The organism is Leisingera sp. ABM4_101, from assembly GCF_056158725.1.
The window spans coordinates 1,851,289-1,867,401 of sequence record NZ_JBSWTV010000002.1; the positions used below are offsets into that span (position 1 = coordinate 1,851,289).

The window sequence follows — 16,113 nt, forward strand, 5'->3', positions numbered from 1 at the left end:
AAAGCGCTGCGCGCCGCCGTTTTGCGGCCCTTGACCCGGGGCTGGCAGAGGTCAGGCGGCGCCTGCGTCGACCAGTTGGGTGGCAATGTCTAGGAAGACCTTGGCCTGGGGGCTGCCGGGCTCGGCTGCCACGATTGGGGTGCCGTTGTCGCCGGCCAGCCGCACGTCCAGGTGCAGCGGCACTTCGCCAAGCAGCGGCACGTCTAGCTTTTGCGCTTCCTGCGCCACGCCGCCATGGCCGAATACGTGTTCCTCATGGCCGCAGTTGGAGCAGATGTGAGTGGACATGTTCTCGATCATGCCCAAGACTGGCACGTTCATCTTGCGGAACATGTCGATGCCCTTGCGCGCGTCGATCAACGCCACGTCTTGCGGGGTGGAGACCACGATGGCGCCGTCCACATGAGTTTTTTGCGCCAGCGTCATCTGCACGTCGCCGGTACCCGGCGGCAGGTCGACGATCAGCACGTCCAGCTCGCCCCATTGCACTTGCAGAAGCATTTGCTGCAAAGCGCCCATCAGCATCGGTCCGCGCCAGATCACAGCCTGATCCTCGCCGGTCATAAGCCCCATCGACATCATAGTGACGCCATGGTTGCGCAGAGGCAGGATGGTCTTGCCGTCCGGGCTCGCGGGGCGGCCGCTGACGCCCAGCATCTTGGGCTGAGACGGGCCATAGACATCGGCATCCAGCAGGCCCACCTTGCGCCCTTGCATCGCCAAGGCGCAGGCGATGTTGGCCGAGACGGTGGATTTGCCGACGCCGCCCTTGCCCGAGGCTACGGCGAGGATCCGTGCCACGCCTGGCACTTTCTGCGGCGCTTGCTGCTGGGGCTGGGCAGTTGTCTTTGGCTTCAGGTCCGGCGGCGCCTTTTCCGAATGGGCGGTCAGCATGGCAGAGACCTTCTCCACCCCCGGCAGCGCTGCGACGGCTGCGTCGGCCTTGTCGCGTACCGGGCCGTATGCTTCGGACTTTCCGGGATCGATCTCCAGCACAAAGCGGACGGTGCTGCCGTCGACGGTCACCGCGCGGGCGATGCCTGCGCTGACGATGTCGCCGCCGCTGACGGGATCGGTGATGGATTTGAGCGCCTCGAGGACGGTTTCACGGGTGACGGTCACGCCGGTCTCCTGTAGCTGGTCATGTCTTGCGCTATTTCTGGCGCAATTCAGCGGGTCATGCCAGCGGTACCCGGACGGGAGTTTGATTTAGCGCATCCTGGAGTCAGCTTTTTTGCCGGCTGGCCTTGTTGAGGGCCAAAGGCCTTGCGGCAAACGCTGCAGCGCCGCGCTTCAGAGCGGCGCTGGGCCCAACGGGAGGAGGCCCGCGGGGCCGAGGACGGGCGGGAGGATCCAGTCAGCTGGCCAGCGCGACCTCGGCAGCATTCATCACAGTGCCGATGCGGCGGCCAGTGTCCAGCATCCGGTTGGAGAATCCCCATTCGTTGTCATACCAGCTGACAACACGCACCAGCCCGTTGGCGGTAACGGAGGTCTGGGCAGCAGCAAAGCAGCTGGAGTGGGGGTCGTGGTTGAAGTCGACAGAGACCAGCGGATCCTCCTCGTAGGACAGAACCCCCTCCAGACCGTTTCCGGCGGCTGCCTTGACCGCGCCGTTGACAGCTTCAACCGTGGCAGGTCGCTCAGGCACAAAGCTCAGATCCACAACGGAGACATTGGCGGTGGGAACCCGGATGGCAGAGCCTTCCAGCCGGCCCTTCAGATGCGGCAGGACCTCGGAGATCGCCCGGGCCGCACCAGTGGAGGTGGGGATCATGGACAGTGAGGCTGCACGGGCGCGGTAGAGATCCTCGTGGCTGGTGTCATGGGTCGGCTGGTCGCCGGTATAGGCGTGGATTGTGGTCATGTAGCCGGTCTTGATGCCAAAGGCGTCGTCCAGCACCTTGGCCAGCGGCGCCAGGCAGTTGGTGGTGCAGGAGGCGTTGGAGACGATCAGGTCTTCCGCTGCCAGATCCATGTGGTTGACGCCATAGACCACCGTGCGGTCGGCATCCTTGCCGGGGGCGGAGATCAGCACCCGCCTGGAGCCGTTCTGAAGATGCCGCGCTGCCTGTGCGCGGGCAGTAAACAGGCCCGTGCACTCATAGGCGATGTCAACATCCTGCCAGGGCAAATCTTCCGGGTTGCGTATCGCACTCAGACGGATGCTGTGAGGACCGACGCGGATCAAGTTATCGGCCAAAAACACGGGTGTCTTCAGGCGTCCGTGAACGCTGTCGTATTTCAGCAGGTGCACAAGAGTCTCCGGGGGCGAAAGGTCGTTGATGGCCACCACCTCGATATCCTTGGCATCGCTTTCCAGCAGCGCCCGCAGCACCCCGCGGCCAATCCGCCCGAAGCCGTTGATTGCAATCTTCAGTGTCATCTCTGATCTCCGGCTGTTGCACCGGAAGTGAATCCGGTAGCGATAACGATTTCGATACCGGTACCGATATCGATAACGGTAGGCTAAATCAACCCCCGCGCCCGCCAGCGGCCCCTTGCAGCGGCCAGCAAACTGCAAGAGCATGGGTGCATGACGAAGAAACTGCTGCTGAAAGACGTCGCGAAACTGGCGGGAGTGAGCGAAATGACCGCCTCCCGCGCGCTGCGCGGCGCCCCGGATGTCTCCGCCAAGACCAAGGCGAAGATCGAGGAAATTGCCCGCACCCATGGCTACGTGCCGAATCGGATTGCCGGGTCCTTGTCCTCGCAATCGGTCAACCTGGTGGCAGTGGTGGTGCCCTCGCTCAACAGCTTCGTCTTCCCCGAGGTGCTCTCGGGTATTTCTGCTGTCTTGAAAGACAGCCCTTTGAAGCCGGTGGTCGGGGTGTCGGGTTATGATCTGGAGGAAGAAGAAAGTGTCATCCGTGAAATGCTCAGCTGGCGGCCCTCGGGACTGATCGTTGCCGGGCTGGAGCATACGGAGGCTACACGGCGCATGCTGCAGCAGGCCGATTGCCCGGTGGTTGAGGTGATGGATGTGGATGGTGATCCGGTGCGGCACTGCATTGGCATTTCACATCTGCAGGCTGGCCGCGATATGGCAGAGCAGATCCTGGTAGGCGGCTACCGCAGGATCGGTTTTATCGGAACCAAGATGCCGCAGGATTTCCGCGCCCGGAAACGGTTTGACGGCTTCACGGACGGACTGGCAGCGCAAGGTGTGGCACTTGCCGACCTGGAACATTATTCCGGCGAAAGCTCGATCCAGACCGGCCGCCAGCTGACGTCACAGATGCTTGCGCGCAGCCCGGACCTTGATTGCATTTACTATTCCAGCGATGTGATGAGCGTGGGCGGGCTGATGCATTGTTTGGTCGCGGGACTGTCGGTTCCCGGCGATATTGCGCTGGCAGGCTTCAACAACCTGCAAATTTTGCAGGGGCTGCCGCTACAACTGGCGACCACCGATGCCTGCCGCCATGAAATCGGAGAGCGTGCGGCGCGGATCATCCTGAAATCACGGGAAACCCGCGGGGCAGAGAGGCTGGTTTTCGACCGTCTGACACCTGCGATCAGCTTAGGGGAAACTCTATAGCCCGGTGCTGGTGAATGCGGCAGCTGTTTCCGGCGAAGGCAATAGGCAGCAGAACGGTTTTCAGTAGCTTTGCGGCGCCCCGTGGGGCAGCCTGTGGACAGCCAGTCCAGTCAAGCCAGCCGGAAAAGGAGCCGAGATGCCCCAGTATAACGACATGTTCGAACTGTCCGTTGAGGACATGGAACTGATCGAAACCGCTCTGCAGACCACTAGGGACAGCTTGTCTGAGAGCCAGCCTGTCCCTGGCAGCAGCGCGGAGGAAACATTGCGCCGCGTCCACGAACTGCTGGGCCGCCTGCACAATCAGAAGATTTTTTATTACCCCAAGGACAAGGTCTACGTCAGCGGCTGACGCTGCATGAAAAAGCGCTCCCCGCAGGACGGAGAGCGCTGCAGCCTGGCAAAAGGCTTGTTCCTCACATTGCAGCTTTGAACAGCTGGGTGAGGTTCTCTTCGGTCAGCTCAATGGGGTTGCCACCGCAGGAGGGGTCGGTGATGGCGCCCTTGACCAGTTCGGGGACGGCAGCCTCAGTGACACCCAGCTCCGAGAGACCGCGTGGGATGCTCAAGGAGTTGTTCAGCTCCTGCACGAAGCGCCGGAAGCCGTCAAAGCCGCCCGCAATTCCCAGGTAAGCCGCCGCCATGGTGAAACGGTCCGCAATCGCCGGCGCGTTGAACTCAAGAACGGCGGGCATGCAGACCGCGTTGGTGGTACCGTGGTGGGTGTTGAAATGGGCGCCGATGGGATGGCTCATCGCGTGGATTGCGCCGAGGCCTTTCTGGAAGGCGGTGGCGCCCATTGCCGCCGCCGACATCATCTGGGCGCGGGCCTCGATGTCCGTCCCATCCGCATAGGCGCGCGGCAGGTAGTGTTTGACCAGCCGCATGCCCTCCAGTGCGATGCCCTGGGACATCGGGTGGTAATGGGGTGAGGAAAACGCCTCGACACAATGGGCAAAGGCGTCCAGCCCGGTGCCTGCGGTGATGAACTTGGGCATGCCGACGGTCAGTTCGGGATCGCAGATCACCACGGCGGGCAGCACCTTGGGGTGGAAGATGATCTTCTTCTGGTGGGTGACGCTATCGGTGATCACGCTGGCGCGGCCGACTTCGGAGCCGGTTCCGGCAGTGGTCGGCACCGCGATGATCGGCGCGATGGCATCGGCATCGGCGCGGGTCCACCAGTCGCCGATGTCCTCAAAATCCCACACGGGGCGGGTCTGTCCCGCCATGAAGGCCACCATCTTGCCCAGATCCAGGCCGGAGCCGCCGCCAAAGGCGATCACCCCGTCATGGCCGCCCGCGTTATAGGCGGCAACGCCGGCCTCCAGGTTCTTTTCATTCGGATTGGGGTCGACCTCGGAGAACATCGCCCGGCCCAGGCCCGCGGCCTCCATGATATCCAGGGCCGATTGGGTGACCGGCAGGTCGGCCAGACCCTTGTCGGTGACCAGCAGCGGCTTCTTGATGCCGGCGGAAGCACAGGCGTCCGCCAGTTCCTTGATCCGGCCAGCGCCGAACTTGATTGCGGTCGGGTAGGACCAGTTTCCAACGAGAGACATATCGTGTTCCTTTGATGCTAAGGCCCGCCCCGGGGAGGAGACGCCGGGGCGGGCGAATCCGTCCGTCAGCCGGTGACCTTTTTCAGGTGATAGGACTTCGGACGGGTCAGATTGTGATAGCCGATGACCGAGAGGCCGCCGCCGCGCCCCGTATCCTTGCAGCCGGTCCAGCACAGGCCGGGATCCAGGTAATCGGCGCGGTTCATGAAGACGGTGCCGGTCTCGATCCGGTCCCCCACGGCTTGCGCCCGCTCCACGTCCGCAGTCCAGAGCGAAGCGGTGAGGCCGAAGTCGCTGTCGTTCATCAGCTGGATGGCTTCAGCGTCGGAGGACACCTTCATGATGCCCACCACCGGACCAAAGCTTTCCTCGCGCATCACTCGCATATCGTGGGTCACATTGGTCAGGATCTGCGGCGTCAGGTAAGCGCCGCCGTCATCCTCGGCGAAGGGCTCGATATGGGCCACCGCGCCCGCCTCAACGGCCTCGGCAATCTGGCCGCGTACCTCTTCGGCAAAGCGCACATTGGCCATCGGGCCGATGGTGGTCGCTTCATCCAGCGGGTTGCCCAGCTTGTAGCCCTTCACAATGGCAATGGCCTTCTCCAGGAAGGCATCATAGAGGCTTTCATGCACATAGATCCGCTCGATGCCGCAGCAGCACTGGCCGGAGTTGAACATGGCGCCGTCGATCAGCGTGTCCACCGCCGCATCCAGGTCGGCGTCTTCCATCACATAGCCCGGATCCTTGCCGCCCAGCTCGGTGCCGACGCCGGTGAAAGTGCCCGCCGCGGCGCGTTCCATCGCCTGGCCGCCGCCGACCGAGCCGGTGAAGTTCACGAAGTTGAACGCACGTGCCGCAATCAGCTCCGAGGTGGTGCCATGGTCCAGAAACACATTCTGGAACACATCCTGAGGCACGCCCGCGGAATGGAATGCCTGCGCCATCCGCTCGCCCGCCAAGAGCGTCTGGGTGGCGTGTTTCAGCACCACCGCATTGCCAGCAATCAGCGCAGGCGCCACGGTGTTGACCGCGGTCATATAGGGGTAGTTCCAGGGCGCCACCACAAACACCACCCCATGCGGCAGGCGCTTGATATAGCGTTTAAAGGTCCCGTCCTCGCCCACCTCGATATCCGCCAGCGCCTCTTCGGCGATCTTGGCCATATGGCTGGCACGCTCATTGAAGCCGCCGAACTCGCCGCCATAGCGCACCGGCCGGCCCATCATCCGCGCCAGCTCCGGCACGATCTCATCATTCATCGCGCCAACAGCAGCCACACCCGCCATCACCAGCTCGATGCGCTCCTGCAGCGGCCGCGCCGCCCAAGCCGCTTGCGCCGCCCGCGCCCGCTCCGCTGCCGCAAAGGCGTCCTCGCGCGAGAGCACCTCGCGCTCCGCAAAGACCGATCCGTCAACCGGCGAGATGCATTTCAATACCTGGCCCATTGCCATTCACTCCATTCAGGAAGGGCATCGCCCTCTTCCTCTTGCCAGAAATATCCCGGGGTCCGGGGCAGCGCCCCGGCGTGTCCGGCTCACGCCCGCTCGAACCCGCGCGCAATCTCGTAGTCTGTGACCACCCGGTCGAAATCCTCGATCTCCACTTCCGCCGCGCGGACGTAGTGGTCCACCACCTCATCGCCCATCGCCTTGCGCAGCATGCCCGAGCCCTTCAGCGCCGCCGCCGCATCGCGCAATGTGCCGGGGATCATGCCGCTGTCGCCCTGGTAGACATCGCCCTTGGCGGGGGGCTGCAGCTCCAGCCCTTCCTCGATGCCCGCAATGCCCGCCGCCAGCATGCCCGCCATCGCCAGATAGGGGTTCATGTCAGAGCCCGGGATCCGGCACTCCACCCGGATCGCCTTGGTTCCATCCCCGCACAAGCGGTAGCCCGCAGTGCGGTTGTCCACCGACCAGATGATGCGTGTGGGCGCAAAGGTGCCCTTCATGAAGCGTTTGTAGCTGTTGATATAAGGCGCCATGAAGGCGGTGTAGTCGGGCGCGTATTTCAGCAATCCGGCCATGTAATTCTTCATCAGGGCGGACATGCCCAGCTCGTCCGTTTCGTCAAAGAACGCAGGCTTGCCGTCCTGCCACAGCGACTGGTGCACATGGGAGGAGGAGCCGACCTTTTCGTGGCTCCACTTCGGCAGGAAGGTCACCGCATGGCCCTGTTGCTCCGCAATCTCCTTGACGCCATGTTTGGCAATGGTGTGGTACTCCGCCGTCGCCATCGCCGGGGCGTATTTGATATTGAGCTCCTCCTGGCCGGTCTCCGCCTCGCCCTTGGAGTTCTCGACCGGCAGGCCCGCATCCCACAGGTGGTTGCGGATGGGGCGCATCACATGCTCCTCGCGGCTGGTCTGCAGGATGGAGTAATCCTCGTTGTAGCCGGAGATCGGCGCCAGGTCGCGGAAGCCTGAGCGGCGGATCTCGTCAAAGCTTTTCTCGAACAGGAAAAACTCCAGCTCGGTGGCGCACATCGCCTCATAGCCCATCGCCTTCAGGCGGTTCACCTGCCGCTTCAGGATCGCGCGGGGGGAGTGGGAGACTTCCTCGTGGGTGTGGTGATCGAGCACGTCGCAGAGCACCATCACCGTGCCCTCCAGCCACGGCACAGGGCGCAGGGTGGAGAGGTCGGGCTTCATCACATAATCGCCATAGCCCCGCTCCCAAGAGGTCGAGACATAGCCGTCCGGCGTCGCCATCTCCAGATCCGTCGCCAAGAGGTAATTGCAGCAATGCGTCTCCTCCCAGGCCCCGGCAACAAAATGCTTGGCGTGGAAGCGCTTGCCCATCAGGCGGCCCTGCATGTCAACAAGGCAAACCAGAACCGTATCAACGGTGCCATCCGAAACCTGGCCTTTAAGTGTGTCGAAGGAGAGCATGAGCGGCCCTTTGTCTGTTGCGCGCAAAACTTTTGCACAAAAATTTTGGCAAATTCCTAGGGTAAGGAATTTGGCCCGCTGCGGCGCAGGCCAAATTCCGTTTTCAACCGGTGCGTCAGCTGTAGCGGTAGGGGCGGCCGGCTTTCTGCATGTCAGCGTTATACTTCTTGAAGATCTCCACAACCTTCGCCTTGGTTTCGGACTCGGCTGCGATCTCGTCCCAGAACTTCACCGCCGCGTCTTCGACCTGCTGCCATTCGTTGTCCGGAATGGTGGTCAGCTTCATCTTGTCGCCGTTCACACGCAAGGACGCTTCGCCGCCCCAGTACCACCACTGGCGGTAGTAATGCGACTGGTCGCAGCAGACGCGGAACAGGGTCTGCAGGTCTTCCGGCAGCTCGTTCCAGCGGCCCTGGTTGGCAAAGAAGGATCCCGCCCAAGCGCCGGAGATGTTGTTGGTCAGGAAGTAGTCGGTGACATCCGCCCAGCCGACGGTGTAGTCTTCGGTGATGCCGGACCAGGCGATCCCGTCCAGCTCGCCGGTCTGCACTGCGACCTCGATGTCTTCCCAGGGCAGGGTGACCGGCACCACGCCGAACTGCGCCAGGAAGCGGCCCGCGGTGGGGAAGGTGAAGACGCGCTTGCCCTTCAGGTCCGCCAGCGAGTTGATCGGGTCCTTGGTGGCAAAATGGCAAGGGTCCCAGGCGCCGGCCGAGATGTGCTTGACGCCGACCTTGGAGTATTCTGCGTCCCAGATCTCATTCAGGCCGTACTGGTTGAACAGCACCGGCACGTCCAGCGAGTAGCGGGAGGCAAAGGGGAAGTAGCCGCCGAATACGGTGACCTCGGTCGGGGAGGCCATCGAGTCGTCATCGGATTGCACGGCATCGATGGTGCCGCGCTGCATGGCGCGGAACAGCTCGCCGGTGGGGACCAGCTGGTCTGCATAGAAGAGTTCGATCTGCATCCGGTCGCCGGCGATCTTGTTGAACATGTCGATGGCGGGTTTCACCACGTGTTCAGCCAGGGCCGCGCCGGCATAGGTCTGCATCCGCCATTTGATGGTGGATTGTGCCAGCGCCGGGGTGGCCAGAGGTGCCGCCATGGCGCCAACGCCGGCGGACTGCAGAAACTTACGTCTTGTCGTCATAATTTCACTCCTTGTTGAAACATCCGGCCCCTTGGCAGGACTCTTGCTTGGTTATTTTCCGTAGACATATTCCGGCAGCCACAGGGCGATTTGCGGGAAGATCATGATCAGGGCGAGCGCCAGCACCATCACCGCGGCAAAGGGAATGATCGAGATATAGATATCCTTGAGCCCGATCTCCGGCGGCGCCATCGCGCGCATCAGGAACAGGTTGTAGCCGAAGGGCGGCGTCATATAGGCGATCTGGGTGGTGATGGTGTAAAGTACGCCATACCAGATCAGGTCAAACCCAAGCGCCCCCACCAGCGGCACGTAAAGCGGTGCCACGATCACCAGCATTGCGGTGTCGTCCAGAAAGGTGCCCATCACGATGAAGCTCAGCTGCATCAGGATCAGGATCATCCAAGGGCTGAGGCCCAGGCGGGTGGTGAACAGGTCCTCGATGGCTTTGACCGCGCCGAGACCGTCAAAGATGGCGCCAAAGGCGAGGGCGGCCAGGATGATCCACATGAACATGCAGGAGATGCCCAGGGTCGAGCGCACCGAGGTCTCAAACACTTCCTTGTTCATCCGCCCCTTCAGCACCGCGGCGATGAAGGCAGTCATGGCGCCGATGGCCGAGCTTTCCACCAGCGAAGTCCAGCCGTTCACGAAGGGCACCATCATCGCGGCAAAGATCGCCAAAGGCAGCACGCCGGAAAACAGCAGGCGGTACTTCTCCTTCATGAAGATATCCCTGTAGAACAGGGGGGTGCTGCGGGTCACGAAGGACAGCACACCTACGGCGAGGGCCAGGCCAAGCGCGGGCTTGGTTTCCAGCAGGCCGGTCAGGATCAACAGCGGCACCAGCACCAGTGCGCCCAGCACGATGTAGTTCAGGCGCAGCGGGTGGTCGGTGACGCGCTCGTATTCGGCCAGGTCCTCCGGCTCCATCGCCGGGCCAAGATGCGGCTGCATGCGGGCGCGCAGATAGATGTAGATGATGAACATGGTGGCCATCAGCAGCCCCGGCACCACGCCGGCCAGCCAAAGCTGCCCCACCGGCTGGCGCGCGATCATCGCATAAAGCACCAGCACCACCGAAGGCGGTACCAGGATGCCCAGTGATGAGCCTGCCTGAATGGTGCCGGTCACCAGAATTTTGTCATAGCCGCGGCGCAGGAGTTCCGGCAGCGCAATGGTGGCGCCAATGGCCATACCTGCGACCGACAGACCGTTCATGGCTGAGATCAGAACCATCAGGCCGATAGTTCCGATGGCAAGCCCGCCCTTTACCGGCCCCATCCACACGTGGAACATCCGGTAAAGATCATCGGCAATCTTGGACTCCGACAGCACGTAGCCCATGAAGATGAACATCGGCAGGGTCAGCAGCGGATACCATTTCATCAGCTTCATGGCGGCAGAGAAAGGGATCTCCACCCCGCCGGTGCCCCACAAAAGCATCCCCGCAACAGCGCCGACAAAGCCGATGGCGCCGAACACCCGCTGGCCGGTCATCAGCATGAGCATCATGCCGGCAAACATCACGATGGCGATCCATTCGTAGGACATCAGATTTCAACTCCGCGCAGGCGTCCGATATCCCGGAACAATTCGGCAAGGCATTGCAGCAGCATCAGGAAGACGCCGAAGCAGAGGATGGTTTTGACGGGCCACAGGAACGGCCGCCAGGCGGTGGAGCTGCGCTCCAGATAGCCGAGTTTCTCACCCGCGGCAGCGGGGCCTTCCGTCACCAGCGTCTTCAGCAGGTCCCAGAAGAACTGCACCGGCTCCAGCCCGAAATAGCCCAGGGAATAAGCCGTAGAACTCAGCGCCCCGTACATCAGGATCACCAGGTAGGTGATCAGGAACAGCACGGTGAAGGCATCCACCAGCGCCTTGGTCTTTGTCGACCAGGCACCATAGAACAGGTCCATCCGCACGTTCGACCCCATCTGGATCGAATAGGGGCCGCCCAGCACATAATAGGCGACCATTACAAACTGTGCGGTCTCCAGCGTCCAGAGTGACGGGTTGAAGAAGGTCTTGGAGACCGAAGACCAGAGCAAGACGCCGATCAACGCAAAAATCAGATACATGGCAAAGCGGCCGATGAAGCGGTTCATCGCGTCGATGCCGCGGACATAGGCCCGGATTATATTAGGCATCTGGCCCTCCCTCCGCCGTCAGCGCAGCCAGGGCCGGGCGCAGCAATATCAGCATTTCTTCTGCCATGGCCTCTTCTTCTTCCGGTGAGGTCACCAGATCGTTGCGGATTTCGATCATTACATTGGCCAGCCCATGTGCCAGCCCATGGATCTTCAGCGAATGGGTCACCCCGTCGGCCGGGCCATAAGGTTCGTTCCGCTCGACCCGGCGGTGGGGCAGGGCGCCGGCTCTTGCCAGCATCGCGTCGGCCAGGCGGGTGTCGTTGTCATGCAGAATGCCGATTTCAACATCCCGCTCTTTGCCGAAATATACCGGGGTAAAGCTGTGCATTGTGACCAGAATGGACTGCAGCCCGGCAGTTCTGCGGGCTTTGATCACCTCAGAAACAGTCTTGCAGAACGGCGCATAAACTGTCGCTACACGTTCTTGCCGGTCCGCGGTGCTCAGCCCGAAGTTGCCCGGCACCGCAACCAGCTCGGATTTCTCCGGCATGGCACTGGCAGCTTCTGGCGGGCGGTTGCAGTCGTAAACCAGCCGCGACACTGTGCTGGCCACCAGCGTGGCATCCAGGGCCTTGGACAAGTGCAGGGCAACGGCCCGCGCGCCCGGGTCCCAGGCGGCATGACTCAGCCGGTCCGCCTCGGCCAGGCCCAGTCCGTTGTAGCGTGCTGGGATGTTGCTGGATGCGTGCTCGCACAGCAGCAGGACCGGGCTGGTGCCGTTGCGGTTCACCACCTCCACTGCGTCCCCCGGAGTGTGAGAATCACCCTCGTGCATATGTCGCCTCCCTGCGAGTTGGAAAAATGTTTCCATGAAGAGATATTTGTGTCAATATATTTTCATGACCGGTTCTGGACAGGATTTCTGGAACTTTCTTTTCAGGCCGGTTCCGAGGTAGAAAGTGCTTGTTGAAAACAGGAATGCGCCGTTGTCGAAACCGCCCGCTACCGTTCGCGAATTAATCCGCGAGAATTACTCTACGCTCACCCAATCCGAGCGGAAGTTCGCAAATTTGCTGCTGGAAAACTATCCAGCGGCGGGTCTGGCCTCGATCACCATCGTCGCCGGAAATGCCGAGGTGTCCACGCCGACGGTGGCGCGGATGGTGCAGAAGCTGGGATTCAAGGGCTATCCGCAATTTCATCAGGCGTTGCTGAAGGAGCTTGAGGCCAAGGTCTCCGGTCCGACCAAGAGGCGCGACAACTGGGCGTCTGAGGCACCGGAAGGCCACCTGCTGAACAGATTTGCACAGGCTGTTACTGACAACCTGCAGCAGACGTTTTCCAACATCGACTCGGCCCAATTCGACGCTGCCGTGCATCAGCTCGCCAATACCGAAGGGCGGCTTTATGTAGTGGGGGGACGCATCACCCGGGCGCTGGCGGACTATGCCTTTACGCATTTCCAGGCGATCCGGCAGCGGGTCACGCATATGACCTCCTCCTCCGCCACCTGGCCGCATTACGTGCTGGACATGGTCGAAGGCGACACCCTGCTGATGTTCGACGTGCGCCGCTATGAAACCAACCTGCAGCGGCTGGCAGAGCTGGCCTCTGAACGCGGGGTGAAGATCGTCCTAATCACCGACCAATGGGCCAGCCCGATCGCCTCGGTCGCCGAACACACCTTCAACTGCTGGGTTGAAATTCCCTCGGCCTGGGATTCCAACATTTCCACCATGATGCTGCTGGAGGCGATGATCGCCGCCACCCAGGAGGAAAGCTGGGACAAGACCAAGGACCGCTATGACCGCCTGGATGAGCTGTTCGACATGACGCGGCTGTTTCGCAAGTTCTCTTGATCCGCCGCATGGACATTGCCTTCCGGTTGCGCCTTACTGGCAGGCAAGCCGGTTTCATTCAGGCAGGAGTATTCACATGCGATTTTCTGGTTTTCTGACCGCCGCCGCATTGGCTGCGCTGGTTTCGGTGCCTGCTGCGGCAAACCCGCTCAGCCGTATTCTGGCCAAGTCCGGGCTGACCCCGCAGGACACCAACATCATGCGCCAGGCAGAACAATCTCTGCTAGCAGAGGCGCAAGGCGGGACGGGCAAGCGGGCTAAGTGGACCAACCCGGACAGCGGCGCTCATGGCGAGGTGCGTGTTGCCGGCCAAGAAGGCGAATGCCTGCTGTTGCAGCATGAGGCTTTCCTGAAAGACAGCCAGAACCCCAAGCAGGTCCGGCGCAAGTTCTGCCTGTCCGGTGATCAATGGCTGCTGTCCCAGTAGTCCGGAATGCAGGCGTAGAAATTCCAATCATTCCAAGGAAGAAGAAATGACCGAAATCACCCGCAGCCACACAGGCCAGCGCATGAGCCAGATCGTCACCCACGGCGATACCATTTATCTGGCGGGCCAGGTCGGCACCGCCGGCGCCAGCGTCGCGCAGCAGACCCAGGATTGCCTGGACAAGATTGACGCCCTGCTGGCAGAAGCCGGCAGCGACAATACACGTATCCTGCAGACCGTGATCTGGCTGGCCGACATGAAGGATTTTGCTGAAATGAATGCAGTTTGGGATGCCTGGGTGCCCGAAGGCCATGCACCGGCGCGGGCCTGTGGCGTGGCCAAGCTGGCACGTGAAGACCTGCTGGTTGAATTCATCGTGACCGCTGCCAAGGCCTGATCCTGCCCGCAGCAGCAACGCGGCGGGCTATAAGCCCGCCTTCCTTTCGGCGGGAGTGTCCTCCGCGATCCAATTCAGGAACTCCGCGGCGCCATCCCGGCCCGCGGCCCGCGGGGTGACAGAGCAGAAATATCCCCGCCCGGAATTGTGCCGGTGCGGGCTGGCCAGGGCCAGCGTTCCCGTTTTGATCATCTGACCGGTCAAATGCTGCCAGCCGATCCCGATCCCGTTGCCATTTTGGATCGCGTGCAGATAAACCATGTAGCTGTTGAACCGTTCAAACGGCTGCGGCTTCGGCGCCGCAACCCCGCTGCCGCTGAAGAAACGCTGCCAATCGTCCGCATGGGCCGCGCTGGACATATGCAGCAGGGTTTCTTGCGCCAGCGCCTCTGGTGCCAGCAACTCCCGCCCGCCCAGATAGCCCGGGGCGCAGACTGCCAGCATTTCCTCTCCTACGATGCGTTTGGCGGCCATGCCGGGCGGGCCCTCGCTGCCAAAGGTGATCACAATGTCGCATTGGTCCGGATCGAAATCCGGATTCTGGTCACGGGTCGCCACCTGCAGCCGGATGCCGGGGTGCAGGCTTTGGAACTCACCTAATCGCGGCAGCAGGTAGTAGCTGGTGAAACCGATGGCCGCATTGACCACCAGCGCGTCTGCCTGCCGCATCGTGCGCACCTCCTGCAGGCCTGCTTGCACGGCGTCGAAGCCGCCAGTAACGGCCTTCAGCAGCACCTCGCCTTCCGGTGTCAGCGTCAGCCTCGGTTTGCTCCGCAAAAACAGGGCCACCCCCAGGTCTGCCTCCAGTGCAGCCACCTGGCGGCTGACGGCGGGCTGCTGCACGTTCAGTTCCCGCGCGGCGCGCGAAAAGCCGAGATGGCGCGCTGCGGCCTCAAACGCGGCGATCTGATGGAAAGGGATAGTGTCACGTGGCACGGATCATTCCTTTAGTGAATGAGGATTATTCACCTTTTCCTTCTTTTTCCGCTCCGGCAACCCCCTAGAGTGAATGTTGCAATCGGCAGGGTGGAGCATGGTTTGGCAATGAAAGGTGTCTCCAGAGACAGGCAATGGGCAAAGGCCGTTCTGCGGGGCCGCCTCTGATGCTGGCGCCTAGCTCCAAGCTGATTTTGCAGGGCGGGCGCATTTCCGTGGCCGCGGCGGAGGCGGAACGGGTGATTGCCGGGATCTTGGCCCGGCTGGGCTACAGCCCGGATGTTTCAGCGCAAGTGGCGCAGCATCTGACGGACACCAGCCTCTGCGGCATTGAAAGCCATGGCATCATGCGGGTGCTGGAATACGCCCGCCAGACGCGCGGCGGCCACCTGGATCCGAAAGGCAAAGCGCGGGTATTCCGTGACGTCAATGGTGTGACCCGGATTGACGGCGGCGGCAGCATCGGAATTCCGGCCATGCAGCTGGCCTATGAAACCGGCATGGCAGAGGCGCGCGACAGGGGTATTTCAGCCCTGTCTATCCGGCACGCTGGGCACACGGGCCGCCACGGTGCCTTTGCAGATATGGCAGCGGAGCAGGGGTTTCTGACTATCTGCATGGGTGGTGGCAATCGCCAGTCCTGGCGCCAGGTCGCACCCTTTGGCGGCGCCAAGGCCAAGCTGCCAACCAATCCATGGTGCGCAGGCATCCCAGGCGGCGCAAAAGGCCCCGTCGTGCTCGACTTTGCCACTTCCAAGATTGCTGGCGGGTGGATCTATGCCGCCCGGTCCGCCGGTGCCTTGCTTCCAGGGGGATGCGTGATCGACCGGACCGGCAAACCAACGCGCGATCCGGAAGACTACTTCGCGGGCGGAGCCATTCTGCCCGCCGGTGCGCAAAAGGGATATGCACTGGCGCTGGTGGCGGAGCTCATCGGAGAGGCCATGCTCGGCCCTTCCACCACTGAGTGCAACTGGCTGCTGATCACCTTGGATGCCACCCGTTTCCGCGAGGCGCCGGCCATGCAAGCCGCGGCGGAGGAGGTGCTGGCCGACCTGCGCAGCTGCCCGCCCGCACCGGGCTTCGATCGGGTTGAAATCCCGGGCGAGCGTGAACGCATCCACCGGGACGCCTCTGCCGGTCGGATTGCGGTGCCCGAAGACACTTGGCGCCAGATCCTGGCGCTGGCCGCCAGTCTGGACGAGGATTGAGCTGATGAATTCAGCTACCTATTCCGTCAGCCGCAGCCGGGTACCTG

16 protein-coding genes are annotated in these 16,113 nt (G+C 62.2%); 6 read left to right on the top strand and 10 right to left on the bottom strand.

Annotation, left to right across the window (positions count from 1 at the left end):
- Nucleotides 1-51 precede the first annotated feature (51 nt).
- Together ACXAEK_RS10145 and gap are read right to left on the bottom strand one after the other, a co-directional pair.
- The gene (locus ACXAEK_RS10145) at nucleotides 52-1,122 is read right to left on the bottom strand and encodes an Mrp/NBP35 family ATP-binding protein (protein ID WP_475041648.1); all 1,071 of its coding nucleotides are present in this window, start codon (nucleotides 1,120-1,122) and stop codon (nucleotides 52-54) included.
- Between the two features lie 235 nt (nucleotides 1,123-1,357).
- Nucleotides 1,358-2,386, bottom strand: a complete 1,029-nt coding sequence (gene gap / locus ACXAEK_RS10150) for a type I glyceraldehyde-3-phosphate dehydrogenase (RefSeq protein WP_475041649.1) — start codon at nucleotides 2,384-2,386, stop codon at nucleotides 1,358-1,360.
- Between the two features lie 150 nt (nucleotides 2,387-2,536).
- Between gap and ACXAEK_RS10155 the strand changes: the two genes are divergently transcribed.
- Both ACXAEK_RS10155 and ACXAEK_RS10160 read left to right on the top strand, forming a co-directional pair.
- The gene (locus tag ACXAEK_RS10155; protein ID WP_475041651.1) at nucleotides 2,537-3,541 is read left to right on the top strand and encodes a LacI family DNA-binding transcriptional regulator; all 1,005 of its coding nucleotides are present in this window, start codon (nucleotides 2,537-2,539) and stop codon (nucleotides 3,539-3,541) included.
- Nucleotides 3,542-3,677: 136 nt separating this feature from the next.
- Nucleotides 3,678-3,893, top strand: coding sequence for a hypothetical protein (locus ACXAEK_RS10160; RefSeq protein WP_475041653.1), 216 nt, complete (start codon nucleotides 3,678-3,680; stop codon nucleotides 3,891-3,893).
- Between the two features lie 64 nt (nucleotides 3,894-3,957).
- On the opposite strand, the gene ACXAEK_RS10165 is transcribed toward ACXAEK_RS10160, so the two are convergent.
- From ACXAEK_RS10165 to ACXAEK_RS10195, 7 genes are all read right to left on the bottom strand, one after another.
- The gene (locus ACXAEK_RS10165; RefSeq protein ID WP_475041655.1) at nucleotides 3,958-5,103 is read right to left on the bottom strand and encodes an iron-containing alcohol dehydrogenase; all 1,146 of its coding nucleotides are present in this window, start codon (nucleotides 5,101-5,103) and stop codon (nucleotides 3,958-3,960) included.
- A gap of 65 nt (nucleotides 5,104-5,168) precedes the next feature.
- Nucleotides 5,169-6,551, bottom strand: a complete 1,383-nt coding sequence (locus ACXAEK_RS10170; RefSeq protein WP_475039287.1) for an aldehyde dehydrogenase family protein — start codon at nucleotides 6,549-6,551, stop codon at nucleotides 5,169-5,171.
- An 89-nt stretch (nucleotides 6,552-6,640) separates the two neighbouring features.
- Nucleotides 6,641-7,993, bottom strand: a complete 1,353-nt coding sequence (locus tag ACXAEK_RS10175) for a glutamine synthetase family protein (protein WP_475041657.1) — start codon at nucleotides 7,991-7,993, stop codon at nucleotides 6,641-6,643.
- Between the two features lie 115 nt (nucleotides 7,994-8,108).
- Complete coding sequence (locus ACXAEK_RS10180) at nucleotides 8,109-9,143, bottom strand: TRAP transporter substrate-binding protein (RefSeq protein ID WP_475041659.1); 1,035 nt, start codon at nucleotides 9,141-9,143, stop codon at nucleotides 8,109-8,111.
- Between the two features lie 51 nt (nucleotides 9,144-9,194).
- Nucleotides 9,195-10,697: a TRAP transporter large permease gene (locus tag ACXAEK_RS10185; protein WP_475041661.1), complete on the bottom strand. Its 1,503-nt coding sequence runs from the start codon at nucleotides 10,695-10,697 to the stop codon at nucleotides 9,195-9,197.
- Nucleotides 10,697-11,293, bottom strand: a complete 597-nt coding sequence (locus ACXAEK_RS10190; RefSeq protein WP_475041663.1) for a TRAP transporter small permease subunit — start codon at nucleotides 11,291-11,293, stop codon at nucleotides 10,697-10,699. The genes ACXAEK_RS10185 and ACXAEK_RS10190 overlap by 1 nt, the downstream gene beginning before the upstream one ends.
- A complete protein-coding gene (locus ACXAEK_RS10195; RefSeq protein WP_475041665.1) occupies nucleotides 11,286-12,071 on the bottom strand; it encodes an N-formylglutamate amidohydrolase in 786 nt (261 codons plus the stop codon). Before ACXAEK_RS10195 ends, ACXAEK_RS10190 begins: the two co-directional genes overlap by 8 nt.
- A 151-nt stretch (nucleotides 12,072-12,222) precedes the next feature.
- Between ACXAEK_RS10195 and ACXAEK_RS10200 the strand changes: the two genes are divergently transcribed.
- The 3 genes from ACXAEK_RS10200 to ACXAEK_RS10210 all read left to right on the top strand — a co-directional run bounded on the left by ACXAEK_RS10200 (nucleotide 12,223) and on the right by ACXAEK_RS10210 (nucleotide 13,919).
- Nucleotides 12,223-13,095 carry a MurR/RpiR family transcriptional regulator gene (locus ACXAEK_RS10200; RefSeq protein WP_475041667.1) on the top strand — a complete coding sequence of 291 codons (873 nt, stop codon included), beginning with the start codon at nucleotides 12,223-12,225 and terminating at the stop codon, nucleotides 13,093-13,095.
- A 76-nt stretch (nucleotides 13,096-13,171) separates the two neighbouring features.
- A complete protein-coding gene (locus tag ACXAEK_RS10205) occupies nucleotides 13,172-13,522 on the top strand; it encodes a hypothetical protein (protein ID WP_475041669.1) in 351 nt (116 codons plus the stop codon).
- Between the two features lie 46 nt (nucleotides 13,523-13,568).
- Nucleotides 13,569-13,919 (top strand): RidA family protein, encoded by a 351-nt coding sequence (locus ACXAEK_RS10210; protein WP_475041670.1) that lies wholly within the window; start codon nucleotides 13,569-13,571, stop codon nucleotides 13,917-13,919.
- 27 nt (nucleotides 13,920-13,946) lie between these two features.
- Here ACXAEK_RS10210 and ACXAEK_RS10215 read toward each other — a convergent pair whose 3' ends face one another.
- Complete coding sequence (locus ACXAEK_RS10215; RefSeq protein ID WP_475041672.1) at nucleotides 13,947-14,855, bottom strand: LysR substrate-binding domain-containing protein; 909 nt, start codon at nucleotides 14,853-14,855, stop codon at nucleotides 13,947-13,949.
- 167 nt (nucleotides 14,856-15,022) lie between these two features.
- On the opposite strand from ACXAEK_RS10215, the gene ACXAEK_RS10220 reads away from it, so the two are divergent.
- Nucleotides 15,023-16,066 (top strand): Ldh family oxidoreductase, encoded by a 1,044-nt coding sequence (locus ACXAEK_RS10220; protein ID WP_475041673.1) that lies wholly within the window; start codon nucleotides 15,023-15,025, stop codon nucleotides 16,064-16,066.
- Nucleotides 16,067-16,113 lie beyond the last annotated feature (47 nt).

What these genes read in the sequence shown, in the direction of transcription:
- ACXAEK_RS10160 (WP_475041653.1), top strand. Translation starts at nt 3,678, where the DNA reads ATGCCCCAGTATAACGACATGTTCGAACTGTCCGTTGAGGACATGGAA.
- ACXAEK_RS10185 (WP_475041661.1), bottom strand. Translation starts at nt 10,697, where the DNA reads ATGTCCTACGAATGGATCGCCATCGTGATGTTTGCCGGCATGATGCTC.
- ACXAEK_RS10180 (WP_475041659.1), bottom strand. Translation starts at nt 9,143, where the DNA reads ATGACGACAAGACGTAAGTTTCTGCAGTCCGCCGGCGTTGGCGCCATG.
- ACXAEK_RS10170 (WP_475039287.1), bottom strand. Translation starts at nt 6,551, where the DNA reads ATGGGCCAGGTATTGAAATGCATCTCGCCGGTTGACGGATCGGTCTTT.
- ACXAEK_RS10155 (WP_475041651.1), top strand. Translation starts at nt 2,537, where the DNA reads ATGACGAAGAAACTGCTGCTGAAAGACGTCGCGAAACTGGCGGGAGTG.
- gap (WP_475041649.1), bottom strand. Translation starts at nt 2,386, where the DNA reads ATGACACTGAAGATTGCAATCAACGGCTTCGGGCGGATTGGCCGCGGG.
- ACXAEK_RS10165 (WP_475041655.1), bottom strand. Translation starts at nt 5,103, where the DNA reads ATGTCTCTCGTTGGAAACTGGTCCTACCCGACCGCAATCAAGTTCGGC.
- ACXAEK_RS10220 (WP_475041673.1), top strand. Translation starts at nt 15,023, where the DNA reads ATGCTGGCGCCTAGCTCCAAGCTGATTTTGCAGGGCGGGCGCATTTCC.
- ACXAEK_RS10210 (WP_475041670.1), top strand. Translation starts at nt 13,569, where the DNA reads ATGACCGAAATCACCCGCAGCCACACAGGCCAGCGCATGAGCCAGATC.
- ACXAEK_RS10175 (WP_475041657.1), bottom strand. Translation starts at nt 7,993, where the DNA reads ATGCTCTCCTTCGACACACTTAAAGGCCAGGTTTCGGATGGCACCGTT.
- ACXAEK_RS10190 (WP_475041663.1), bottom strand. Translation starts at nt 11,293, where the DNA reads ATGCCTAATATAATCCGGGCCTATGTCCGCGGCATCGACGCGATGAAC.
- ACXAEK_RS10195 (WP_475041665.1), bottom strand. Translation starts at nt 12,071, where the DNA reads ATGCACGAGGGTGATTCTCACACTCCGGGGGACGCAGTGGAGGTGGTG.
- ACXAEK_RS10205 (WP_475041669.1), top strand. Translation starts at nt 13,172, where the DNA reads ATGCGATTTTCTGGTTTTCTGACCGCCGCCGCATTGGCTGCGCTGGTT.